Raw genomic sequence first — 24,024 nt, 5'->3', positions numbered from 1 at the left:
CCAGAAATTTAAAACGCTTTCATTTCCGTATTGAAAAAAAGACGTCCACTCAAGAGTCGTTCCCCATGCTTGTACCGCTGTACTCTTGAATAGACCATCTTGTTTCTGTTCTTAGTATAAACAAAATTACCCAAAAAGTGAATGAACTTGCATACTATTATCAAAAAATTAATTCGTATTCTTTGCTGATCCTGCTCATCCCGTGAACGTTTTTGCGATGATATCCCACATTCCGATGACAAGCGCAGCGATCCCAGCACCAATTAGCGGACCAACGGGTACTCCCCGAAAGAGTCCAACTGCGAGAATCGTTCCTGCAAGCAATGCCGTCGTGACAAGTGGGTCTTCTTTCATCAGACCAACACCATGTGCCGCTACGATCGCAACGAAGATTCCTGATAAAAATGAGATGATGCCGATATGCCCCCGAATACTTTGAATAAGTTCCTTAAATCCGATATCCCCTGCTGCGATCGGTACAAGAATCGCAGCCGTAATCAATGTGACACCCCACGTGATTCCTTTTGCCTGCAAGGATGGAAATAATCGACCATCTAGTCCGATCGCCTTGACGATCAACAGGAAAGCAGCAGCGATGATCAATGATTTATTTTGTGCGATGACCCCGATGAAGACGAGGGCAATCAAAAATAGATAAGCTTCCATACGTCCTCCTCATGAAAAAAAGACGGACATGACCTAAGTCACGTCCGTCATGAATGAATTATGCGTTATACAGTTTACCTGTCAGTGGATCGATTGAGATCATTTGACCGTCTTTGAAGACTGTCAATGCATTTTCAACACCAACGATGACCGGTTTACCGAGTGATGGTCCAACGATACCAGCATGGCTAGTCAATCCACCATCTACTGTGATCATTGCTGCAGCCAATTCGATTGCAGGCATCATGTCACGATCTGTTGAGTTCGTAACGAGGATCATGCCTGGTTTCGCTTTCGCATTTGCTTCTTCAGCATTGTTTGCAATGACGACTTCACCAACAACACCACGTTCGCCGATTCCGCGACCGTTTGCGATCTCTTTACCAACGATGTGAACTTTTAGCATGTTCGTTGTACCAGCAGTCAAAGCAGGGATACCAGCCGAGATGACGACGAGGTCACCGTCTGTAACAAAACCAGCATCTTTCGCTGTATCTGCAGCAAGTGTCAACATATCATCCGTGTTGTCTGAGAGATGATCGACGACGATTGGATACACACCCCATACGATGTTTAACTGACGTGCGACACGTGCGCTTGGTGTAACAGCGACGATGTTCGGCTCCGGACGGTATTTCGAGATACGTGATGCTGTGTAGCCCGATTGTGTCGGTGTCAAGATTGCTTTTGCATCCAAGTTGATTGCTGTGTGCGTAACGGCTTGAGCGATCGCATCCGTTACTGTGTGCTCACTGCGAGTTTGACGATCTTTCAACAAGAGTTTGTAGTCGAGCATTTTTTCTGTACGTTTTGCGATCGAGTGCATCATTTTGACAGATTCAATCGGGTAGTCCCCTGCTGCTGTCTCACCTGAAAGCATGATTGCATCCGTACCATCAAGAATCGCGTTCGCGACGTCTGATGCTTCGGCACGTGTTGGACGTGGGAAACGTTGCATTGAATCAAGCATTTGTGTTGCTGTGATGACCGGTTTACCAAAGTCATTACAAAGCTTGATCAAGTCTTTTTGAGTTGGTGTTACGTCCTCTGTCGGGATCTCGATACCGAGGTCACCACGCGCTACCATCAAACCGTCTGAAATCGCGAGAATTTCTTCGATGTTATCGACGCCTTCTTGGTTCTCGATTTTCGGGAAGATTTTGATGTGAGTCGCATTGTTTTTCTCAAGCAATTGGCGAATCGCAACGACGTCAGACGCACGGCGTACGAATGATGGTGCGATTAAGTCGACATCGCTCTTGATTCCGAATTCGATATCAGCTACGTCTTTATCTGTCAAAGCAGGAAGGTTAACCTTCACGTTTGGCAAGTTGACACCTTTTTTCGTTTTGATGACACCTTCGTTTTCGATAGAGCAACGAAGTTCACGGTTTGGAAGTTTTTCAACGACACGAAGACCGATGAGACCATCATCAAGCATGATCATCGAACCAACTTCGACGTCATCATAAAGTCCTTCATACGTAACAGAGAACTTATCTTTTGTTCCGACGATTTCGTTTGCGTCACCACTGACGACGATGACTTCTTGTCCACGTACGAGAAGTGCTTTTCCATCTTCGAACGTATGCGTCCGGATTTCTGGACCTTTCGTATCAAGAAGAATCGTAACGATTTTGTTTGCTTCTTTTGCTGCACGACGGATATCTGTGATTCGTGCACCGTGTTCTTCATAATCGCCGTGTGAGAAGTTCAAACGAGCGACGTTCATACCTGCTTCGATCATTTCTGGGAGACGTTTTTCTGACGCCGGTCCGATCGTACATACAATTTTAGTTCTGCGCATATTCCATAAACCTCCTACGGTGTTTGGCCAAGTTCTCTTGCCCATTCCAATCCTATCGATGTTCGTTAAATCGAAAGCTGTTTTGAAAGCTCAAGGATTTCAAGATCCAGCTCATGTTTGTTTGCGTCGAGTGCCTCATCGATATCGAGATCAATCATCTTGCCACCACGTACACCTACGACACGTCCTTGTTTTCCTTGAAGTAGGATTTCGATGGCATGTGCCCCCATCCGACTTGCAAGTACACGGTCCGCTGCCGTCGGTGCTCCACCACGTTGAACGTGACCAAGAACCGTGACGCGTGTATCGAGACCTGTTTCTTTTGCGATAGCGTCTCCCACGTCCTGAGCACGACCTGCACCTTCAGCGACGATGACGATCGAGTGTTTCTTACCGCGGTTGACACCACTTTGAATGCGATCGAGCACTTCTTTTAAATCTTCAGGACGTTCAGGAACAAGAATCGATTCTGCTCCACCAGCAAGTCCTGCATATAATGCGATATCACCCGCATCGCGTCCCATGACTTCAATGACATACGTCCGCTCATGCGACGATGCTGTATCACGGATTTTGTCGATCGCTTCAAGCGCAGTATTGAGCGCTGTATCAAAACCGATCGTATAGTCCGTTCCAGGAATATCGTTATCGATCGTACCTGGAAGTCCGATTGTCGGGAAGCCAAGTCCAGTCAATTTTTGGGCACCACGATACGACCCGTCTCCGCCTACGACGACGAGTGCATCAATTTCAAATTTCTTAAGATTGACGACCGCTTTTGCTCGTCCTTCTTCTGTACGGAACTCAGGGCAACGTGCTGAACGTAGGAACGTTCCACCTCGTTGAATGATGTCACCGACTGATCCAAGGTTCAACTGGACGATGTCCCCGTTGATTAATCCTTGATACCCGTTGTAGACACCGAATACTTCTAAGCCATGAAAAATCGCTTTACGCGTGACAGCACGCACCGCGGCGTTCATACCTGGTGCATCACCGCCACTCGTTAAGACAGCAATCCGTTTTAAACTCACGTTAATCACCTCTCCATTAATCTGAATCTAAAATAGCACGTTGTTTTCTTGTTTTACAACAGGGCAGATTGCATAAACTTTCACTATCTTTTTCATCATCAATTCCGGAAATGAGGAATATCAATCATGATAGCGATTACATGGTGCTTATGTGCCAATTTGGTGATATTTTTCGGTCCGTTGATCGAGGAGCTCTTCCTTGGTCAGATGAACCAAAGTTTCGAGCTTCTGTACCAAGACAGATTTTAATTTATCCGCCTGTAATGACACATCAAGATGTGCTCCTCCGATGACTTCAGGAATGATAGCATCCGCGATTCCAAGGCGTAACAAATCAGGTGCTGTGATTTTCATCGATTCTGCAGCCTTTTCCGCAAGACTCGCATCTTTCCACAATAATGCTGCAGCACCTTCAGGAGAGATAACGGAATACGTCGAGTTCTCAAGCATCAAGAGTTGATCACAAACGCCGATTCCTAAAGCACCACCTGAACCGCCTTCACCAATGACAATCGAGATGATTGGCACAGTCATCCCAGCCATCTCAAACAAGTTTTTCGCGATGGCTTCACTTTGACCGCGTTCTTCTGCCGCACGTCCTGGATATGCTCCTTTCGTGTCAATGAACGTAATGATCGGTCGGTTGAATTTTTCCGCTTGTTGCATGAGACGCAGTGCTTTCCGGTACCCTTCTGGATGTGGCATCCCGAAGTTACGACGAATGTTCTCTTTTGTATCTTTTCCGCGTTGATGACCGATGATCGTCACGGGACGACCATTTAGCGTTCCGATTCCACCGACGATTGCTGCATCATCATACCCATGACGATCACCGTGCAGTTCGATGAAATCTTCACAAATCGATTCAATGTAATCGAGTGTCGTTGGACGTTCTGGATGACGTGCCAACTGAACACGATTCCACGCTTTCATATTCCCGTAAATATCGAGTTCTAACCGATGAAGGCGTTCTTCAAGAAGTTGCAGTTCTTCCTTGAAATCAAGTCCTTGCGTTTCCGCCATGTCATGAAGCTCAAGAATTTTTTCGCGTAACGCGATGACTGGTTGGTCAAATGGTTGCATGGTTCGTTCCCTCCGCATGTAGCTTTAAGATTCGCGTATAGTACGTCTTCAGATCGTGTCGTGATACGACATCGTCCAGTTGACCTGCTTGCAATAAGAATTCTGCTGTTTGGAAATCTTCCGGTAGTTTTTCACGAATCGTCTGTTCGATGATCCGGCGACCCGCAAATCCAATCAACGCACCCGGTTCAGCAATGTTGAAATCACCTAGCATCGCAAAACTTGCTGATACACCACCGGTTGTCGGATGGGTCATACAAGAAATATAGAGTAACCCTGCATCTGAATGCTGTTTTAAAAAGAGACTTGATTTTGCCATCTGCATGAGACTGACCATTCCTTCTTGCATCCGTGCCCCACCTGAAGCAGAGAATATCGTGACAGGTAGACGATGTTTCGTCGCGTAACGAACAGCTTCAGAAATTGCAGCACCAACGGCAGCTCCCATCGAGCCCATCCGGAATCGCGCATCCATGACACAAGCGACGAGTGGGTGACCATTCACATTCCCGACGCCACAGACGATCGCTTCCTTAAGACCCGTTCTGACTTGATCTCCTTTTAATTTTTCCGGGTAATCCTGGAATCCGAGGGGATCCGCTTGAACTACCGGCAGATCAAAATATGTTACCGAACCTTCATCAAATAATTGCGTAAAACGTTCTTGCGCAGTCAATGGATGATGATATCCACATGAACAGACGCGTAGGTTCGCTTCTAGTTGTTTCGTATATTGGATCAATTTACATTTCGGACATTTTGTCATTAAGCCAACAGGCACATCGACACGTTGCTCCTTTGAAGTCAACGTGACGAACTTTTTAGGTTTTCGAAAAAATGCTTGCACGTTCAGTTCCCCCTTGTCATCTATGGGCGGTTCAAGAGTTGTTCCCGTTCCACTTGCGTATAGAGTTCCCCTTGACCGAAGCTTTTATGGAAGGCATTGACTTGTCGCCAGATTCGTTCAAACAGATCGTTATCGACCGTCTGAATCAACGTCTCACGAAACGCTGCATCGGATGCAACGACTGGTGCAAGCACCGAAAGGTCATCCAGCTGCGCGAGCGCTGCTTGCTCAAGCAAGCGGAGCGTTCCTGCCAAGTCTTCGAACTTCGAATCGCCAGTCACTAAGAATTGAGCGATGATTTGAATATAGGTATGATCGTCACGGTTCAATAGAAAGCTTCCGCCTCCGTGCCGTGTCTCGACGATGCCTAAATAAGCGAGCGTCCGTAATGCTTCTCGTACGGACGGTCGGCTGATGGATAGTCGTTCTGCCAGTTCCCGTTCCGATGGGATTCGGTCTCCTGGAACTAATCCATCTTGTTCGATCATCAATTTAATCGCCGCGATATTGGCTTCAAACGCATTTCGTTTCTTCTCCATATCGATACGGCACCACCTTTCTGACCCTTCAGTCGGTTGCTTTAATCGGTGGCATTGGTCAGACCAATTACCCTTTATTATAACAAATCTTATTACCTACTACTAGTTTGAGCGAGGCACATTTTTCAGGACAACATGATCCTCACCAAACTGCATACGTAGACGAGCTAATAATTCCTCATCATGCCGAACCGCATAAAGTGGCGGTAACGATTTCGTCTCGCGTGAATCAGCGTAGCGAACGACGACTGGAATATCGCCTGGCGCAGCTTCTAACAATTGTTCGAGTGTGGCTAGCTCATTTTTTGATGTTAGCTTGACGAACAATACATCTTGTCCGAGTGGCCGGAGCCGTTCCAAAATGAATTGGCGCTCCCCTTCACGATCTTGAACCTTCAATTCGATCAATAAGACATTCCCTAAATAAAGAGAACGACGGAACCGCTCATACTGACTTGGGAATACGACGACTTCTTCATTTGAATACCCATCGACCGCTTGAATGACCGCCATCTCTTGACCGCGTTTCGTCTTGAATTCTCGGATTTGATCAATATAGCAGATTAAATAATGCGTGTCTGCTCCGACACTAAGATCATGAAAATAAGCAGATTCGACCGGTGCTTTCATCGCTGTCGTCAAAGGAGAATACGTTAACCAGAATCCGAGCGCATCTCGTTCCAGGCGTGCCCAGTCGGAATCGCTTCGTTTCGATGACTTCTGTGTCCGGCGTTTCCCGAGGATTGCCAGTTCGTCCGGTAATAAGGTATTCGATGATTCCGTGAAGTACTCGAGCACCTCTTGTTCAGCGAGTCCACGATCGCCGTGCGTCGCTCGGTCTAATGCGCCACTATAAAGTAGTAATTCGATTTTTGCTCGTTCCTTTTTACCCCATCCGACATGAGTCAATAGATCGGCGATCGTCGCCGTGTGCTTCGACGCTTCTTTTAACCGTTCGAACTCTCGCTCGGAAATACCTTTAATCACATGGATTCCAAGTCGAATCCCCTTTCCCTCTAGTGAAGAACGATAATCGGAAATCCAGACGTCCGGTGATAGGACAAGGAGACGTCGTTCGCGCATCAACCGGACGAGGCGTTCCGGTTGTTCCACCGAAACGAGAAAGAAAATTTGCGGGAAATGCGCTTTGATATACCCAAGGGCATAACTAATCTTTGAGTAGGCGACTGCATGACTTCGGTTAAATCCATATCCGGCAAAACGTTCGATTTGTTCATAAAGTGAATGTGCTACTGTATCATCGAATCCATTCGTTCGTGCACCTTCTAAAAAATGGAGACGTTCCTGTTCGAGCGAATCCGTACTCTTCTTGGAAATCGCACGTCGTAATATATCTGCTTGAGCAAGCGTAAAACCAGCCACTCGCCGTGTGATTTCCATGACTTGCTCTTGGTAGACGATGATGCCATATGTCGACGCCAGCACCTCTTCTAATACAGGATGTACCATCTGATAAGGTTGACCGGCTTTTCGTTTTGCGTACAGATCAATGAATTTCATCGGTCCTGGACGATAGAGCGACATCGTGGCGACCAAATCTTCAAATCGATTCGGTTTCACTTCTCGCAATGTTTGTTTCATGCCTGGTGATTCGAATTGGAAGATATCATCCGTCTCAGCGCGGGCAAAGACTTGGAACGTCGCACGATCTTCTTCTGGAATTTGCGAGAGCGTAAAAGAGGGGTGTTCTCTTCGAATCAATTCTTCCATTCGACGCAAACGACTAAGATTGCGCAGCCCCAGCAAGTCAATCTTCAGTAATCCTTGACGTTCTAATGCTTGCATCAGGAACTGCGTCACGTATCGCTCGTTCGGTCCTGTCTCTAAGGGTGTCGTCTCGACGAGATTCTCTGACCCGATGACGACGCCAGCTGCGTGAACCGAACGTTGTCGCGGGAGACCTTCGACTGCTTGCGCTAGCTGTAAGAGTTGTCGACGTTTTTCACTTCCAGAGAACCAGCGATACGTCTGTTTATTTTGTTCGATTCCTTGTAACGTCGTCGATTTCCCAAGTTGTTTGACTGCAGCATCCAGTTCATCTTTTGAAAACTCCAGCGTTCGTCCGACATCTCGCAGAGCGGCTTTGGCACCAAGCGTTGATAATGTTCCGATTTGGGCGACATGGTCTTTTCCATAACGCATTACGAGATCTTCTAATACCTCTTCGCGTCGTTCATCTTCGATATCGATATCGATATCCGGCATCGAAATCCGCTCTGGATTCAAAAACCGCTCAAAGAGTAATCCATATTTCAACGGATCAACCGTTGTGATTCCAAGCGCATAACTAACGAGAGAGCCTGCTGCCGACCCACGACCAGGTCCAACATGAATGCCTTTCGCCTTTGCTCGTCGGATAAGTTCCTCGACGATCAAAAAATAATCAGCAAATCCGGTTTGTTCGATGACGGACAGTTCATAGGCGAGACGTTCCGCCGCTTCTTTACTTTCATGACCGTGTGCCAGTAATCCTTCTTCAGCATGCGTCCGTAGCATCGCATTCGAATCTTCTGCGACGCGTGGTAATGGACGTTGCTGGAACGGTAATTCTAAGCGTTCAGATGTCGCGGCAAATTGCTCAGCAATCGTGATTTCTCGCTCCGTAAAGTCTTCGAGTAACTCTTCTCGAGTCTTTAAATGCATCAGACGATCTGTTTTTTGATCTTGGAACGTCGTTGCTTCACGGATCGCACGTATTGCTTGATAAGCTGGGGCTTCAGCTCGATGAAGATAACGGACAGGATCGACCGGGATTGTCTCTACACCGAGTGATGCGGCTACTTCCCGATAACGCATGCGACTCTCTCGCTCGACCGTCGAGCGACTCGAAGTCACTCCCATATATGTACGCGCTCCTTGAACGTGTCCCATCCACTGCACGACGGAACGACGTAGACGTGTCATATCTTCCGATGCCTGACGAAGCGGAACGAGCACCGCAATGAGCGATGAGGCTTCAATAACCGGTTGTTCACTAGCTAATCGGTACAATTGCCGTAAGCCATCAGAAGAAAAAGCAAACCACAAGATACAACAGTCTTCTTCCTCGATTCGCTGTTCCCAGCCAATGACCGGTTGTAACTGTCGACGCTGACACGCCTCGATGAATGCCGGAACTCCGGTTAATGTCGTTTCACAGATGATCGCTCGTCCAAGCTGACGATGAACAAGCTCATCGAGGTACGTCTCGATTCGAATCAAACTTTGTAAGGGACTATATTGTGTCCGGACATTTAAGTGCATCTTCTATTCTCCTCTCTCTTCTGATGAAAGCTTAAAAAGTTTTCAGAACATTCATATCTAACTAACTCAAGTACTCGCCATCTGATTTATTATTCGCTACAATAAGTATAGAAATATCATGACGGGTACGGAAGGAGCATTTCTCATGATTTTGAATCGTAGTCAAATCGCACGTGAAAAGGTTGAACAACTAAAGTTAGGTGTTACTGCTTTTACTGAAACGGAAGAAATCGCTGAGAAGATTCGCAAGTCGGTCGCTGAACTTCAACTGAATGTCATTGAAGACCACACAGATCGTGGCGTATGGTTCATTCCGCAAGAAGAAACAAAAACGAAATAAGCATAAAAAGGCTGTTCGCTCCGCTTCCTCACGAGAGGAATGAGACCGAGCAGCCTTTTTTCCATTTAAAACTGGAAGTTCGCAGCGACCTCATTCAGACGATTAACGACACGTTCGACTTCACTTAACTGTTCAATCGTCGCACCAGACGCCATTGGATGTCCACCGCCATTGAATTCTTTTGCTACTTCATTGATGACTGGACCCTTCGAGCGAATTCGGACGCGAACTTCCATATCCGTTTCGAGGAACAGCGCCCAGCACTTCATTCCTTGTAAACCGGCAAAACTATTGACGAGTAACGATGCTTGTTCGACCGTTGCTCCAAATTGCTTCAATGTATCCTGTGTCAAAACGACATAACCGACGCCTTGATCCGTCAATTGGAGATGTTGAAGAACATATCCTTGTAGATGAAGCGCCGCCAGTTCTGTTTGGTACATATTCCGATACAACCAATCTGTATCAATCCCTACATCAATCAATTGCGCCGCGACTTCAAACGTTCGTTTCGTTGTACCACGGAATTGAAAACGTCCCGTGTCACCGACGATTCCCGCATAGAATTGAATAGCAGCTGATGCCGGAATGTCGTATCCCCATTCATTCAATAGATGAACGAGCAGTTCCGATGTCGAACTCATCGTCGTATCGACGAGTTGCACTGACGCGTATGGATCCTCATCGGGATGATGGTCGATTTTAATGACGTCTTTTCCTGTCATCGCGATCTTCCCGTCAATCCGTGCTTGATTCGCTGTATCCAAAATCACGACTAACGCCTCTTTGTATAATTCGTCTTCTACCCGATCAAGCTTCCCCATAAATGACAATGATGTCGCCATCTCACCTGCCGACAAGACTGTTTTCTCAGGAAACTGGTGTTGCAATGTCAATTGTAAGCCGAACTGACTACCGAGTGCATCGGGATCTGGTCGTTCGTGACGATGAATGATGATCGTATTTGCAGCTTCAATCATTTGTTTGATTTGCTCTTTCACTGTGCACAGCTCCTCTAATCTTGATATGATACTAGATGAAGACAAAAAGGAGGTCCTTTTAACATGCAATTCATCCTCATCGCCCTCATCGTTTTCTCGCTTGGTGGGTATTTGTTAGCAAAACGCCGCGCGTTCCATACGAAAAGTACGAACCGAAAATACTTGTTCAATACACAAGCGAGCATTTGGTTGAGTCTGTTCGTCATCCTATTTGCCGTCAATCAGTTCGTTTCCGGGAACGGATTAACGACACTCGTCGGAAAAGTGGTCTGTTCTATTTTAATCGTCGTCGGTGTTGCTTCATTCATCGCTGGATTCATCCGTTACAAAAAGATTTATCCATATGTCGTCCGTGAGATGGAGCAATCCTGAGCGAGATTCAGAGGAACCGAAGTCAATAGACTTCGGTTCTTTTTGTATTCACTTAACGATCGATGAGTTGCGAAGTCACGAGTGCTTTCGCAACGATTTGTGTACCTTGATACATTTCGACATCGACTTTCCCGAATTTCCGACCAACGTCAAAGACATTGGCCCGGATCGTTACCGTGCTCTCGATCTGAACAGGTTTAATGAAATAGATGCTGACGTTTTCAATGACAAGGTCACCTTTCTTCATGTGACGCAACATTCGCGTCGCCCCTTCGACGAGAAGCGTCGTCAATACACCACTTGAAGCAGTCCCCATGAAATTCGTCATTTGTGGAGAAACCTCAAGGGATAAGTACGGTCCCCGTTCGTCCTCTGCCGCTTTAATCTGCCCTGTGATCAGATCATCGAACGTCTCCCCGACCTGCGGCTGGCGATTCGCTAGTTGCAACGCCTTGAGGACATCTTGACGGCTAATGATCCCAAGCAATCGCCCATACTGGTCGATGACCGGTAACATTTCGATGCCTTCCCATACCATCTGATGCGCAGAATTCGTGACACTCGTTCGAATGCCGACCGTAATTGGATGCCGCGTCATGACTTTTTCAACAGCCCAGTCATGTGGACGGTCAATGATGTCCTTCGCCGTCACGACACCGACGACCTTCATTTGTTCATCGATGACAGGGTAACGATTGTGTTTCGTCTGTTCGTTCAACTCGTGCCAACGTGAAATCGGATCCGTCGTCTGTAAATAGAACGTATCATGTAAAGGGATCAAGATATCCGAGACGAGTAAGATTTCTTTTTTGATCAATCGATCATAAATCGCTCGGTTGATCATCGTTGCGACCGTAAATGTATCGTATGACGTCGAAATGATGGGCAACTCCATCTCATCCGCCAATCGTTTTGCATCCTCCGTTGTATCAAATCCACCAGTGATCAATACAGCGGCCCCTGCTTCAAGCACGAGTTCGTGTGCTTTTTCACGGTTCCCGATGATGACGAGACTGTCGACATCGATGTAACGCATCATCGCTTCAAGCTTCATTGCGCCAATGACGAATTTCGTCAATGTCTTGTGTAATCCGTTTCTTCCACCGAGAACTTGACCATCGACGATATTCACGACCTCCGCGAATGTCAGCTTCTCAATATTTTCTTTTTGTTTCTTTTTGATTCGAATCGTTCCGACTCGTTCGATCGTCGAGACGAACCCAAGATTCTCCGCTTCCTTGATGGCGCGATAGGCCGTTCCTTCGGATACGGTCAAGTCCTTCGCGATTTGTCGGACGGAAATCTTCGTTCCGACATCAAGATCTTCGATATGTCGAATGATCTGTTCGTGTTTCGTAGGCATACTGTATCCCTTCTTTTCCTTTTTTCTACTCTCCTGTCATTATACTGTACTACTCCAAAGATGAAAACGTGTACTAGTCTGATTTACGAGAAATGTTTTTCGAATCGGACGATGGTATACTTATGTAGAAAATGAGTAGAGAGGTGGAGTCACATATGAGCGAACGTACGAATTACATTAGTGCTTTCTTGAAAGAACAAGGAATCGATTTAGCCGTCATTACTTCAAAGGCGAATGTCTTTTACTTTTCAGGAGTCTACGCAGAACCACACGAACGTGTCATGGCAGTCCTCGTTGATGTAACCGGCAAACATGTATTATTCTGTCCGGCACTCGAAGCAAGTATCGTTGCAGCGAGTCCTTGGGAAGGAGACGTCGTCACGTATGAGGATCATGAAAATCCATTCGATCGTTTAGCTGAATTATTCAAGACATTTGAACATTCGAACAATCGGATCGGTATTGAAGGTGAACATATGACGTTTAGTCGATATCAAGAACTGAGCTCACATCTTGAAAATGCAGCCATTCTTGATATTGGTGAGTCCTTACAAGCGCTTCGCTTGAAGAAAACACCGGAAGAAATTGCTATCCTTCAAGAAGCAGCAGCACTTGCGGATGAAGCGATCGAAATCGGTAAACAAGCGATCCGTCCAGGTATCACGGAAATCGAAGTCATTGCGGAAATCGAATATGAAATGAAGAAAAAAGGCGTCCGCGAGATGTCGTTCGATACGCTTGTCCTATTTGGTGCAAACAGTGCTGATCCACACGGTGTCCCAGGTGACCGCGTCATCCAAGAAGGCGATTTCGTCCTATTCGATCTCGGTGTCATTTGGAAAGGCTACTGTTCAGACATTACACGGACCTTCATTTATGGTCAGGCAAGCGAAGAACAGACGAAAATCTATGAAACGGTCCGCCAAGCACTTGAAGCCGCGACAAAAGCGAGTCAGATCGGTACGACACTCGGCTCGTTGGATAAAGCAGCCCGCGACGTCATCACAGAGGCTGGCTACGGTCAGTACTTCACACATCGCGTTGGTCACGGACTCGGAATCGAGGTTCACGAATTCCCGTCCCTCGCTTCAAACAACTTACTGACGGCTGAAGCTGGTATCGTCTACACACTCGAACCAGGTATCTATGTTCCCGGAGTCGGCGGCGTCCGGATCGAAGATGATATCCATCTTACTGCGGAAGGTCCGGTTGCGTTAACTCGCACACCAAAACACCTTCAATCGATTCCATCATCTTAAATCAGTAAAAACACCTAATCCAAGCGATGGATTAGGTGTTTTTTATTTACTTACGGGATTGATGGACGACATTGACGCCCCCTGTCACATCAAGAATCGCACCTGTGATCATACTTGATTCTTCTGCGAGTAAGAAGGAGATGGCGCGAGCGATATCTTCCCCGACACCCGTTCTTCCGACTGGTGTTTCTTCATCTTGCTCTGCTTCGGAAATCCGTTTCGTCTTGTTATCACCGACGATGTTCCCCGGATTGACCATGTTGACCGTAATGCCGTGCTCTGCCTCTTCAAGCGCCACACTCTTCGTCAAACTCACCATCCCGCTTTTAGCAGCAGCGAACGCCGCCCGGCACACCCATCCTGGCGCTGTCGCACTTTCCGGAAAACCATACGTGATGATTCGACCATAGGCTTGCTTACGCATGACGGGTAATACTTGACGTAATAACCAGAAACTAGCGGTCAGATTCCCGGTAATGACTTCATTCCATTCTTGATCGCTATAATCTACTAATGCTTTCCGCTCGAATATATATGGTCCTGCATTAAGTATCAACGCATCAATCCGACCTTGCTCGTTAATCGCTTGTTGAGCTGCGTGTTCCACTTCTTCTTGGTTCGTCACGTCTGCTTGAATCGTCACAAGATTCGGATGTGTAAACTCGGGTTCAGAACGATGGAACGCTGTTACTTTCCATCCTTCTTCCAATAACTGGCGTGTTACTCGTTCTCCCAGTCCTTTTGTACCTGCTGTAATTAACGCGTGCCTCATCTTGGCATCGCCCCCTTTCACTGACTCCATCTTACGATGGAATGGAAAGGTAGGACAATTTTTAGAACTCGTTGAATGTTTCGTCCGCTTCCAGTAAGAGAATGGTATAATTAGGGTGTACTCATCATATCGATTACGAAGGGATGGATTCATCATGGCAATCGTCTATCATAATGTACTTGTAGCAGTAGATGGCTCAAAAGAGGCAGAACGTGCCTTCGAGACGGCAATCGATGTTTCATTGCGAAATGATGCAAAATTGATCATCGCACACGTCATTGATACACGGACGTTCGCAACAGTAGAAGCATATGACCGTACTATCACGGAACGTGCTGAATCTTACGCGAAGGAATTGCTAGACGAATATGTCAAGACCGCTCAAGATCGCGGTGTACAGGAAGTCGAAGTTGCAATTGAATACGGTTCTCCAAAAGTCACGATTGCCAAAAAACTTGCTCCTAATCACGATGCTGATTTAATCATCTGTGGCGCGACCGGCTTAAACGCTGTTGAGCGTTTCTTCATCGGTAGTGTCTCTGAAAGCATTACGCGTTACGCAAAATGTGACGTCTTGATCGTTCGTTTATGAACCACTCTTCCATCAAAAGCCTCTCTCCCTTCATCTCAAAGGAAGAGAGGCTTTTTGACGACCTGCTTAAACAAAAAACCATCGAACCGATGTCCGATGGTTTGAAATCATTTGTATTTTACTGTAACGGTACGACGACCCCAGTTGAATGCTTCTGAACGAGAGTAGTAAAGGATATCCATCTTCTTACCTTTGATGGCACCGCCAGTATCAGCAGCTGTATATGTCCCTTTCAACTTCCCTTTATAATACACTTTGACTGTCGAACGAAGTGGAATGACACGTGGATCAACAGCTACGACTTTCTTTTTCGAGCTTTTGATGTTCCAACCGATTGCTGTCAGGTTGCCACTGCCTGGATCATACGGTGTATAAGCTGTCGCACTCACGTTCGTGACTGTTTTCCAACCGCCCGTAGATTGTTTTTTTGATCCGCTTGACGTCACGACTTTCGAGTAGCTCGCGCTAAGATAAGCCGTCTTACCTTTGTAGCTTACTTTGTACCAGTTCCCTGTTTTTGCTTTGTACGATAACGTTTGGTTCTTATATAGAAGACCGAGTTTCTTCGAAGAAGTAGTAGCTTTTTGACGAATGACTAGGCTATCGACTGTTGACTTGACGCTTTTCTTAGTTGCAGCCTCTGCTTGAAGACCTGCGAACGAACTGAGTGCTAACACGACCGTTAAAACACTTGCGAGCATTCGTTTCATCATGTATTTTCTCCTCCATCATTGTTTCGTGTTTGTTAACTGAGATTAATATACATGACAAAAGCAAGTAGTGCCGTTACATATAGACCACAAAAATATGTCTGTACTATTACCGTTATGTTACAAAAGACTCATTTTTTTAAGAAACGACTCTTTTTTAGGTTTATTTTTACGATGATGACGCTTCTTTTTTCGTTGTATGACAAACGTCGTAACAATAGATCATACGTTCGCATATTAATTTTCTAGGATTTCATCAAAAAAAGGACTAAATCGTCGTATTAACGATTCAGTCCTTTTTAAAAATTATGCGTTTTGAGCAACCAATCCACCAACACGAACTGTATCGCGTGCGATCATCAATTCTTCATTCGTTGGAATGATAATGACTTTGACTGGTGAGTGTGGGTAGTTAATGAAGAGTTCTTCTCCATGAGCTCCATTGTTGAGTGATGGATCCCAGTAAACGCCCATGAATTCGAGACCACGTAGGACACGCTCACGGATTGAATCTGAGTTCTCCCCAACACCAGCTGTGAAGATAATGGCATCAACACCATTCATCTCAGCAGCATATTGCCCGATGTATCCGTGGATACGGTTCGCGAAGATACGGAGTGCCATCTCTGAACGGTGGTTTCCTTCCTTCGCAGCCGTTTGGACGTCACGCAAGTCACTTGAGAGACCTGAGAGTCCGTAGATTCCAGACTCTTTGTTCATGACGTTCAAGACTTCTTCCGCTGTTTTCCCTGTTTTCTCCATCAAGAATGGAATCAAAGCTGGGTCGAGTGAACCAGAACGTGTTCCCATCGTGATCCCTTCAAGCGGTGTGAAGCCCATCGTCGTATCGATTGATTCGCCACCCGAAACTGCTGCGATTGATGCTCCGCTACCTAAGTGACATGAGATCAAACGAAGGTCTTTTAATGGACGACCGAGTAATTCAGATGCACGTTCCGTAACATATTTGTGGCTCGTACCGTGGAAACCATATTTACGGATACCGTATTCTGTGTAGTAATCATACGGTAAGCTGTAAAGGAAGTTTTCTTCTGGCATCGTTTGATGGAACGCCGTATCGAAGACCGCCACTTGCGGCACTTCCGGAAGCAATGCTTGGAATGCCCGGATTCCGATCAAGTTTGGTGGAATGTGAAGTGGTCCGAGTTCTGTATACGACTCGATATCTTGCATGACTTCATCCGTGATCAATACAGAGTCTGCATATTTTTCTTTACCATGAAGAACACGATGTCCGACACCTTTAATCTCATCGTAAGACGAGATGATTCCGAACTCCATTAATTTTTCGAGTGATAACTCGACTGCTTCTTTATGTGTTGCAAGCGGGAGGACATCTGTATACTTTTGTCCTTCACCATATTTAATCGTAAAGATTGCATCGTCTTTACCGACACGTTCAACGAGTCCGACTGCAATCATCGTTTCGTTCGGCATTTCGAGCAATTGGAACTTCAAAGACGAACTACCTGCGTTTACCGCCATAATTTTTGCCATGATTTTTCCCCTTTTCCATTTGAATCCAATGAACATTCACATCTGTTTAGGTTTTCTTCTATTTCTGTTCTACAACTAGAATAGTCAAATTAACGACAGATTTCAATCACTTTGCGTAATTCATTTTAATTCTGTGTTAATCCATTCATCAATCTGTTTCACCATACCACCAAACGCACGGGCATCTGTGAAAGATGGTAGTTCAGCAAGTAACGCTTGTTTTGGCATCTTCATACCGGCTAAATGATTACGGACGATCAAATAACTTTTTGCTGCCTGTTCTTGTTTGAACATGGTTAACGGCAATTGTAAAATGCCGATGACGTGCGCTTTTGATTCAAAGTACTGTTTCAACTTGCCTTCCGTATCATGCTGGAACAAACCGTTCGGAATGACAAAAACACCGAACCCACCTGGTTTGACGTATTGCATTGCTTGTTCGATCAATAAGAAATGACTATAGCTCATACCCTCATCTCGCTTCAAGATGTAAGAAGCAGCAGCCTCTTCATCCGGATAATAACCGACTGGGAGATCAGCCATCGCAAGATCAACTGGATCTAGCAACAAAGGTCGTAACGCATCTTGATGCGTATACGTAACAGGATAGTCGAGTAATTCCGTTACCGCTGCCGATAAACGAATTAACGTCTCATCTACCTCAACTGCTTCAGCAGATGTGCCCGTCGAAAGCTGACTCAAGACAGCGTGTAACATACCACCTGTTCCACTTCCTAATTCAAGTAGTCGGATGTCCTCCTTACCTACCAATTTCCCGATTAGATAACCAGCAAACAAAGCGACGCTGTCTGGCGTCGGCAAATGGTTCGGTTGCGCTTGTTTCATCCCTTCTAAAATAGCAAGCGATACTGCCTTTCGAATGACCTCTTTGTCTACATTTTCAGTATGGCGATCGTTCAACCGGTCAATCACAGTCGTCAACGCTTCTAGGTAAGGCATATCAAGATCACGTTCGATTTGTTTTGTTTGACGTGTTAATTCCTTATATAACTTTTCTAACGGCTCCATGTACGTCATCCTCTCCAAAACGAAACGGCCCCCCGTAGAGCGGGAGCCGTTTCTATCATTAGTTCCATTGTAACGCTTCAGCGTCGTTTGTAAACCATTCTTACTTCGCTTCACGTGCTGCAGCGAGTGCTGCTTCGAAATTCACCTCATCCGTTGATTCTTCGAGGTATTCGACATACGTGATCTCGTTGTTCGAATCTAAGACGAAGACAGAGCGAGCAAGCAGACGTAATTCTTCGATTGCCACGCCGTACTGTGTACCGAATGAAAGATCACGGTGATCAGACAATGTCACGACTTGATCAAGACCACTTGACGCACACCAACGACGTTGCGCGAACGGAAGGTCGTTTGAGATCGTCATGACCGTCACACCTTCGATTTTAGCTGCTTCTTCGTTAAATTTACGAGTCTGCGCATCGCATACCCCTGTATCGATTGATGGGACGACACTGATGATTCGAACACCTTGGTATGTATCACGTGTTACGGGCGATAAGTCGTTAGCTAACACTTGAAAGTCTGGTGCTGTTTGTCCGACTTGAACCGCTGTACCTTGAAGTGTGATTGGATTTCCTTTAAACGTTGCCATATGAATTCCCCTTTTCCCCTGATTGGATATACTGTATTTTCTATTTAACTATAGGAATGATCTGCGAAGATGGCAAGTATTCTGCCATAATTGATGGACTTCAGTACCCGTCTTTCTAAAAAACAGGTATAATAAAAGAGTTCATGAAACGCTTTCAAGGGGGAATTGACCATGGCTCGAAATAATGTCTACCTGTACTACCGAAATACACAAAGACACGAGACGCAGGTGCGAAAGTTGATTGATGTCGGTACACGATACGGACTGAATGTCGTCCAAGATCATCGACAAGCAAACATCATCGTCTCGATTGGTGGAGATGGGGCTTTCTTGCAAGCGGCACGCTTCACAGGTTTCCGTGATGATGCGATCTATGTCGGATTCGCTGAAGGACCAAACTCGTTCTACTGTGACTTTGATATCAATGATCTTTCTGCGGTCGAAGCAATCTTTAAAGAGACGGGCAATCGTGTCTCGGATGGCGAAATCGAAGTACGTCGTTATCCACTACTTGAAGCATCCATCAACGGTGGACCACCGATGCTCTGTCTGAACGAATGTTCCGTAAAGTCGAGCATCATCAAATCACTCGCAATCGAAGTCTATATCGATGACTTCCTGTTTGAGACATTCCGCGGGGATGGAATGGTCATCTCAACACCGACGGGATCTACGGCTTATAACAAGTCACTTTCTGGTGCGATCGTCGATCCATTGATCCACTGTCTTCAAGTCAGCGAGATCGCTTCCGTTAACAATAACCGGTACCGGACACTCGGTTCTGCTTTCCTATTGAACCGCGGACGGAAACTCTCGTTACGCATCATTGAGGACGGAAACGATTATCCGATCATCGGGATGGATAACGAAGCACTCAGCCTGACACGAACGGATTCAGTCGATATCCAGCTCTCTGAAAAAGAACTTAAAACCGTCAAATTGACGAACAATACATTTTGGCATAAGATTCAACGCTCATTCTTATGACAATAAAAAAATCTGCCTCCTCAGGGCAGATTTTTTTATTGCGTCTTCCGTTACGTCACCCCTTATACTCCAATCAAAGGAGGTACACAGATGATGTATTCCACTCAGGAAATCGCCAAACTTACCGGCGTCACAAAACGAACGCTTTATCATTATGAGACGTTCGGTCTCCTTGTGCCAAAGCGCAACGATGCCGGTCACCGATATTATAGCAGTGAGGATCTTTTACGTTTACAACAAATCCTTCTCTATCGCTCTCTTGATTTTCCGCTGTCAGAAATCCAAAGATTACTTACACAATCTGACTCCAGTCATCACACGATATTGAAAAAACAAATTGTACTACTTCAAGAAAAAGCTTCGCATTATCAGATGCTCGCTCAACTCGCTGAACAAACATTACTCACTTTAATAGGAGGACTCCCCATGAAAGATGAACAATTATTCCGCGGTTTACGTCACGAAGAGATCGTCATGCACGAAAAACAACATGCAGATGAAGTCCAACAACACTACGGTGACACCGACGCATATCGAATCAGTGCAAAAAGACAAAAACAACGTACCCCAAATGAGAAAGAAAGACTTAGCGCCATGCACAAACAACTCGATCAACGCTTGACGATCCTTTACCGCAACGGACGTGCGGCATCTGACCCGGACGTTCAACAGGTCGTCAAGGAACAACATGACTTCATCGATACGTACTATTACCCATGTGAGTTATCTATTTTTGAGTCACTCGGTCAGATGTACGTGTCCGACGAACGGTTTCGCGCTTATTACGATACGTATGCACCTGGACTATCTTCTTTTTATTCAGAAGCTATTTCGCACTATGCAGAAGCAACATCAAACTAAGGCTGCTTCTGCCTGATAGACGATTTTACCAGCTTGGACAGTCTCCACTAAACGGTTATTCAAGATGGCTTCACCACGCAAGCGATAGAAGTCTTCTTCAAAGATGACGAAATCGGCATCGTATCCTGGTAGGAGTAATCCTTTGCGTCCATGTGTCTCGGTCGCGAGATGTGGATTTTTCGTAAAGAGTAACAAGGCTTCGTACATCGATAACGTCTCATTCGCCTTATTGACACGTCCCGCTGTTCCTTCCGTCGCTGCATACAGGGAACGCCGGACATCGGGGTCAGAGATCGGCGCATCTGCCCCACCGCATAATAATGCGCCGGTCTCAGCTAACGAACGTAAACGATAACTCCAGTCTAAGCGGTTCAATCCGAGTCGATCGACGATAAAGTCTGCGTCATCCAGTAAAAAGACCGGTTGAACGTCAATCAAGACCGGTAACTTCCGAATTCGTGCAAGCGTTTCTGGTCGAACGACCGTCGCATGAATGATCCGATCCCGCTTGCCTTTTGGTGCTGGATATTTCTCGAGCACCTGTACGAATCGTTCAATCGCTAAATCACCGATGACATGTGCCGCAACTGTAAACCCGTAACTACGTGCACGCTTGACGAGTTGTTCGAGTTGTTCTGGTGTATGCACTTCGATACCACGTGTCGTCGGATCATCAGAATAACCACGACTGAGAAGAGCTGTCCGTCCTCCGAGTGCGCCGTCGACGAATAGTTTCATCGCACCAATTGACATCGTTGATGGCAAAATTGGTTGCTGTTGCACGAACTCATCGATGACAAGATGATGCACGAGTAGATGTGTATGGAAGCCTGTCTCTTCTGTCACTTCTTTATATGCTTGGAGGATTTCCGCGACATCTCCGTGATACGATAAATCTTCTGTGTGTGCCGCAATGATGCCGTATTGATACAAACTCTTGATTGCTGATCGGAGTGACGATTTGTTTCGCTCTAAGTTTCCAGCTTGTAACGCATACAAAGGTTCAAGCGCCGCATCGTACAAAAATCCGTCAGCTTCGCCGTTATCCGATAAGCCGATCTTTCCACCATCGATGACAGTCGATGCTTTATAGCCGAGCTGTTGGAATAAAACATCGTTGACAAGTGCGGTATGCCGGTCTGTCCGTTTTAATAAGGCGGGAGCGTCCGGGAACAACTGATTCAGCCATGCTTTTGTCGGCGCACGGTCAAGTTTCGTTTCGTCATATCCTTCCGCTACGTGAATCCCATTGATTGGTTCTGCCTTGAGGAAAGCTTGTCCTAATGCTTCAAGCGTCGTATAACGCGAGGCATCGACACGGTTGATCGCTTCCCCGTAGCCAATCAGATGAATATGTGCGTCTGTGAAGGCTGGATAAACAGCTTTTCCGTTCAAGTCTTGAATCTGATCAATACGTCTACCGAAACGTCGACGTAGTTTTCCTTCCTCCCCCATTGCGATGATCCGCGTCTTCTCGACGAACATCGCTGAATGGACGTCCTCTTCATGTGCCATCGTTCGAATCAATCCGTTTACGTATAGTGTTCCCATTCTACTCACTCCTCTTTTTACAAAAATAGGGTGACCATGACGGTCACCCTGAATTGTCGATCCTGATTTAAACGTGCAACGTTTCCTCTGGTGCACACGATCGTTTAATGCGTTCGATCGCGTCCGGATCGTATTCATTTAGGACACGTTCCGCTAAGACGATCGTACGTTCATAGTCTCCCGCTAAGAACTTCGTTTCCGCGATCGTCAGCGACATATGTATCTCATTGTCGTGGCGACGGTATCGGTTCGCATACTGGACGAGCCGTTCGGCATACGTGACTTCGAACACTAATGTATCTAACCGTTCTTGCACATGTTTAAACGTTTCTTGGACGTCTTGGCTTTGTGCAACGATCGATCGGACATTAAACGGTAACTCTTCGAGCCGTGTCTCAAGCGTCTGTAGCGAACGATTCGCATTACGTAGTGCTTCTTCAACTTCCATTGGTAAGTTCGGTAATCCAAGTCGTTTCAGACGAAGACGTGTTTGCGAGAGCTGATGACGCCATTCGACGATCCGTTCGCGCACTTCTGTCTCTTCTTTTCGAAGCGCTTGAAGTTCGACCGTAAAGCGTTCGTACTGAATCATCAACTGTTCCTCTAAGCGAATCGCATCGCGCATTTGATCTTCGAGCATACTGAACGGAATGATTTTCCCAGCAATCGACTCATCGAGATCTTTTGCTGCTTCAAACAGTAGCTCTTCGTCACGCTGGATCGTTTCGTAGTGAATTCCAAGATCTGCTGAGATTTCATACTTTTCACGTAAGATACTGAACTCTTGCGCCAATTGATGAATCCGTTCGCGCATCCGTAATGCTTTTTGTTTCAAGGATTGATTTTCTTTTTTCACTTGATGACGTGCATCAACTTCACGACGGAACGTATCATACATTTGATCAACGTCGGCTGATAACTGTTGAATCGCTTCTTCTAAACCATCGACTTCAAGCATCTCGATTTTTTCAGAAAGGCTCAGACGTTGTTCCTCGAACCGTTTGATCTCGGATTGAAGACCGAGTGGTTCAAGCGGATACCCATCTAACGACATTTCCTTATAACCCGCTCCGAGCTGATCAATCCGTTGACGCAATTCATGTGCGAGAATCTTCCATTGTTTCGGCACGAGTTCAACAAGCTGACGCGTCGTCGCTACTTCTTGCTCAAGCAACAAGCTTGTTTCGTAAGCCTTCGTCACTTCACCCGAAGCTTCGTATTGACACATCTCATTCCAGTGCGCGTTGATTTGTTCACTTCGTTCTTCCAGACGCGCGAGCGCCGGACCGAATGAGTTCGCTTGGATCAATAACGATTTCCGAACTTGCCCAGAATCAGCTTCCCCTTGCGCTTTCAACTCTGCTAGAACCGATTGATTCGTTTTGAACGTCGACATCTCGACGAGCATCTCATCGATCAATCCTTCGAGTTCCGCAATCAATTGTTCCGTTACTTCAAGGTCATTCTTGACGGCGATGAACCGGTATTTATCGAGCGCTTCTTCCGCTCGGTAAAGGGTTTCATCGATTTGGGCGACGTGGACCGTTAACAACTCTTCCCACGCTTGATGCCAGGAGCTGAACTTCGTCTCCGTCTCACCCGCCATCGGTAGTTGCTTTAAGTCCTGCAACTCCTTTGGAATCGATGCACTGACGATGCCTTGTTTGCGCATATCAAGTTCATCGATTTTCGTGTAGTATTTTTTTCGACTGATCATGCTGAATAGCATGACGAGTAATACGATGACGATGACTCCGATCACCCATGCCCACATTTGTCACGACCTCCACTCTGTCGTACGACTTTAGATTTTCTCTAAATCGCAATAATCTTATCC

Annotated in this window: 22 protein-coding genes; 6 read left to right on the top strand and 16 right to left on the bottom strand. The window is 46.1% G+C overall.

Annotation, left to right across the window (positions count from 1 at the left end):
- Positions 1-195 precede the first annotated feature (195 nt).
- From BW42_RS00815 to dnaE, 7 genes are all read right to left on the bottom strand, one after another.
- Positions 196-666 carry a DUF441 domain-containing protein gene (locus BW42_RS00815; RefSeq protein ID WP_035406282.1) on the bottom strand — a complete coding sequence of 157 codons (471 nt, stop codon included), beginning with the start codon at positions 664-666 and terminating at the stop codon, positions 196-198.
- A gap of 58 nt (positions 667-724) precedes the next feature.
- Positions 725-2,473, bottom strand: a complete 1,749-nt coding sequence (pyk, locus tag BW42_RS00810) for a pyruvate kinase (RefSeq protein WP_035406280.1) — start codon at positions 2,471-2,473, stop codon at positions 725-727.
- A gap of 65 nt (positions 2,474-2,538) precedes the next feature.
- The gene (gene pfkA, locus BW42_RS00805; protein ID WP_035406276.1) at positions 2,539-3,507 is read right to left on the bottom strand and encodes a 6-phosphofructokinase; all 969 of its coding nucleotides are present in this window, start codon (positions 3,505-3,507) and stop codon (positions 2,539-2,541) included.
- A 147-nt stretch (positions 3,508-3,654) separates the two neighbouring features.
- Positions 3,655-4,590, bottom strand: coding sequence for an acetyl-CoA carboxylase carboxyl transferase subunit alpha (gene accA, locus BW42_RS00800; RefSeq protein ID WP_035406271.1), 936 nt, complete (start codon positions 4,588-4,590; stop codon positions 3,655-3,657).
- On the bottom strand, positions 4,577-5,437 hold the full coding sequence (accD, locus tag BW42_RS00795; protein WP_035406267.1) for an acetyl-CoA carboxylase, carboxyltransferase subunit beta: 861 nt from the start codon (positions 5,435-5,437) through the stop codon (positions 4,577-4,579). Before accD ends, accA begins: the two co-directional genes overlap by 14 nt.
- A gap of 20 nt (positions 5,438-5,457) precedes the next feature.
- Positions 5,458-5,976, bottom strand: a complete 519-nt coding sequence (locus BW42_RS00790) for a FadR/GntR family transcriptional regulator (protein WP_035406263.1) — start codon at positions 5,974-5,976, stop codon at positions 5,458-5,460.
- A 102-nt stretch (positions 5,977-6,078) separates the two neighbouring features.
- Complete coding sequence (dnaE, locus tag BW42_RS00785) at positions 6,079-9,240, bottom strand: DNA polymerase III subunit alpha (RefSeq protein ID WP_035406260.1); 3,162 nt, start codon at positions 9,238-9,240, stop codon at positions 6,079-6,081.
- 145 nt (positions 9,241-9,385) lie between these two features.
- Between dnaE and BW42_RS00780 the strand changes: the two genes are divergently transcribed.
- Positions 9,386-9,580, top strand: a complete 195-nt coding sequence (locus tag BW42_RS00780; RefSeq protein ID WP_035406258.1) for a hypothetical protein — start codon at positions 9,386-9,388, stop codon at positions 9,578-9,580.
- Between the two features lie 65 nt (positions 9,581-9,645).
- Here BW42_RS00780 and BW42_RS00775 read toward each other — a convergent pair whose 3' ends face one another.
- A complete protein-coding gene (locus BW42_RS00775; RefSeq protein WP_035406255.1) occupies positions 9,646-10,581 on the bottom strand; it encodes a bifunctional oligoribonuclease/PAP phosphatase NrnA in 936 nt (311 codons plus the stop codon).
- A gap of 63 nt (positions 10,582-10,644) precedes the next feature.
- On the opposite strand from BW42_RS00775, the gene BW42_RS00770 reads away from it, so the two are divergent.
- Positions 10,645-10,953, top strand: coding sequence for a YtpI family protein (locus tag BW42_RS00770; protein WP_035406252.1), 309 nt, complete (start codon positions 10,645-10,647; stop codon positions 10,951-10,953).
- A gap of 52 nt (positions 10,954-11,005) precedes the next feature.
- Here the strand turns inward: BW42_RS00770 and BW42_RS00765 are convergent, their stop codons facing one another.
- Positions 11,006-12,316: a DRTGG domain-containing protein gene (locus BW42_RS00765; RefSeq protein ID WP_023469046.1), complete on the bottom strand. Its 1,311-nt coding sequence runs from the start codon at positions 12,314-12,316 to the stop codon at positions 11,006-11,008.
- A gap of 155 nt (positions 12,317-12,471) precedes the next feature.
- Here BW42_RS00765 and BW42_RS00760 point away from each other — a divergent pair, with 155 nt between their 5' ends.
- Positions 12,472-13,575: a Xaa-Pro peptidase family protein gene (locus tag BW42_RS00760; protein ID WP_035406247.1), complete on the top strand. Its 1,104-nt coding sequence runs from the start codon at positions 12,472-12,474 to the stop codon at positions 13,573-13,575.
- Positions 13,576-13,621: 46 nt separating this feature from the next.
- Here BW42_RS00760 and BW42_RS00755 read toward each other — a convergent pair whose 3' ends face one another.
- Positions 13,622-14,347 carry an SDR family oxidoreductase gene (locus BW42_RS00755; protein ID WP_035406245.1) on the bottom strand — a complete coding sequence of 242 codons (726 nt, stop codon included), beginning with the start codon at positions 14,345-14,347 and terminating at the stop codon, positions 13,622-13,624.
- 154 nt (positions 14,348-14,501) lie between these two features.
- Here BW42_RS00755 and BW42_RS00750 point away from each other — a divergent pair, with 154 nt between their 5' ends.
- Positions 14,502-14,939, top strand: coding sequence for a universal stress protein (locus BW42_RS00750; protein WP_029342342.1), 438 nt, complete (start codon positions 14,502-14,504; stop codon positions 14,937-14,939).
- Positions 14,940-15,046: 107 nt separating this feature from the next.
- Here BW42_RS00750 and BW42_RS00745 read toward each other — a convergent pair whose 3' ends face one another.
- From BW42_RS00745 to tpx, 4 genes are all read right to left on the bottom strand, one after another.
- Positions 15,047-15,652: a 3D domain-containing protein gene (locus BW42_RS00745; protein WP_035406242.1), complete on the bottom strand. Its 606-nt coding sequence runs from the start codon at positions 15,650-15,652 to the stop codon at positions 15,047-15,049.
- 303 nt (positions 15,653-15,955) lie between these two features.
- Positions 15,956-17,167, bottom strand: coding sequence for an acetate kinase (locus BW42_RS00740; protein WP_035406240.1), 1,212 nt, complete (start codon positions 17,165-17,167; stop codon positions 15,956-15,958).
- 120 nt (positions 17,168-17,287) lie between these two features.
- Entirely contained in the window at positions 17,288-18,196 is a 909-nt protein-coding gene (locus BW42_RS00735; RefSeq protein ID WP_023469052.1) for a class I SAM-dependent methyltransferase, read from the bottom strand.
- 100 nt (positions 18,197-18,296) lie between these two features.
- On the bottom strand, positions 18,297-18,794 hold the full coding sequence (gene tpx / locus BW42_RS00730; RefSeq protein ID WP_155960139.1) for a thiol peroxidase: 498 nt from the start codon (positions 18,792-18,794) through the stop codon (positions 18,297-18,299).
- Between the two features lie 165 nt (positions 18,795-18,959).
- Between tpx and BW42_RS00725 the strand changes: the two genes are divergently transcribed.
- Positions 18,960-19,775 (top strand): NAD kinase, encoded by an 816-nt coding sequence (locus tag BW42_RS00725; protein WP_023469054.1) that lies wholly within the window; start codon positions 18,960-18,962, stop codon positions 19,773-19,775.
- Between the two features lie 90 nt (positions 19,776-19,865).
- Entirely contained in the window at positions 19,866-20,636 is a 771-nt protein-coding gene (locus tag BW42_RS00720) for a MerR family transcriptional regulator (RefSeq protein WP_052018983.1), read from the top strand.
- Here the strand turns inward: BW42_RS00720 and BW42_RS00715 are convergent.
- Positions 20,628-22,187 (bottom strand): amidohydrolase, encoded by a 1,560-nt coding sequence (locus tag BW42_RS00715; RefSeq protein ID WP_035406234.1) that lies wholly within the window; start codon positions 22,185-22,187, stop codon positions 20,628-20,630. The genes BW42_RS00720 and BW42_RS00715 overlap by 9 nt on opposite strands.
- Positions 22,188-22,254: 67 nt before the next feature.
- The gene (gene ezrA / locus BW42_RS00710; protein WP_035406231.1) at positions 22,255-23,961 is read right to left on the bottom strand and encodes a septation ring formation regulator EzrA; all 1,707 of its coding nucleotides are present in this window, start codon (positions 23,959-23,961) and stop codon (positions 22,255-22,257) included.
- Between the last annotated feature and the right edge of the window lie 63 nt (positions 23,962-24,024).

Origin of the sequence: Exiguobacterium sp. RIT341 (assembly GCF_000632205.1) — a bacterium.
In the GTDB taxonomy this organism is placed as follows: domain Bacteria; phylum Bacillota; class Bacilli; order Exiguobacteriales; family Exiguobacteriaceae; genus Exiguobacterium_A.
The sequence above is the reverse complement of the archived record's forward strand: the minus strand, read 5'-3'. Positions and strand labels throughout refer to the sequence as shown.

Bases quoted from the DNA above. Each gene is read 5' to 3' on its own strand.
- BW42_RS00815 (WP_035406282.1), bottom strand. From the start codon at position 666: ATGGAAGCTTATCTATTTTTGATTGCCCTCGTCTTCATCGGGGTCATC.
- pyk (WP_035406280.1), bottom strand. From the start codon at position 2,473: ATGCGCAGAACTAAAATTGTATGTACGATCGGACCGGCGTCAGAAAAA.
- accA (WP_035406271.1), bottom strand. From the start codon at position 4,590: ATGCAACCATTTGACCAACCAGTCATCGCGTTACGCGAAAAAATTCTT.
- BW42_RS00790 (WP_035406263.1), bottom strand. From the start codon at position 5,976: ATGGAGAAGAAACGAAATGCGTTTGAAGCCAATATCGCGGCGATTAAA.
- dnaE (WP_035406260.1), bottom strand. From the start codon at position 9,240: ATGCACTTAAATGTCCGGACACAATATAGTCCCTTACAAAGTTTGATT.
- BW42_RS00780 (WP_035406258.1), top strand. From the start codon at position 9,386: ATGATTTTGAATCGTAGTCAAATCGCACGTGAAAAGGTTGAACAACTA.
- BW42_RS00770 (WP_035406252.1), top strand. From the start codon at position 10,645: ATGCAATTCATCCTCATCGCCCTCATCGTTTTCTCGCTTGGTGGGTAT.
- BW42_RS00765 (WP_023469046.1), bottom strand. From the start codon at position 12,316: ATGCCTACGAAACACGAACAGATCATTCGACATATCGAAGATCTTGAT.
- BW42_RS00760 (WP_035406247.1), top strand. From the start codon at position 12,472: ATGAGCGAACGTACGAATTACATTAGTGCTTTCTTGAAAGAACAAGGA.
- BW42_RS00755 (WP_035406245.1), bottom strand. From the start codon at position 14,347: ATGAGGCACGCGTTAATTACAGCAGGTACAAAAGGACTGGGAGAACGA.
- BW42_RS00750 (WP_029342342.1), top strand. From the start codon at position 14,502: ATGGCAATCGTCTATCATAATGTACTTGTAGCAGTAGATGGCTCAAAA.
- BW42_RS00745 (WP_035406242.1), bottom strand. From the start codon at position 15,652: ATGATGAAACGAATGCTCGCAAGTGTTTTAACGGTCGTGTTAGCACTC.
- BW42_RS00740 (WP_035406240.1), bottom strand. From the start codon at position 17,167: ATGGCAAAAATTATGGCGGTAAACGCAGGTAGTTCGTCTTTGAAGTTC.
- BW42_RS00735 (WP_023469052.1), bottom strand. From the start codon at position 18,196: ATGGAGCCGTTAGAAAAGTTATATAAGGAATTAACACGTCAAACAAAA.
- BW42_RS00725 (WP_023469054.1), top strand. From the start codon at position 18,960: ATGGCTCGAAATAATGTCTACCTGTACTACCGAAATACACAAAGACAC.
- BW42_RS00720 (WP_052018983.1), top strand. From the start codon at position 19,866: ATGATGTATTCCACTCAGGAAATCGCCAAACTTACCGGCGTCACAAAA.
- BW42_RS00715 (WP_035406234.1), bottom strand. From the start codon at position 22,187: ATGGGAACACTATACGTAAACGGATTGATTCGAACGATGGCACATGAA.
- ezrA (WP_035406231.1), bottom strand. From the start codon at position 23,961: ATGTGGGCATGGGTGATCGGAGTCATCGTCATCGTATTACTCGTCATG.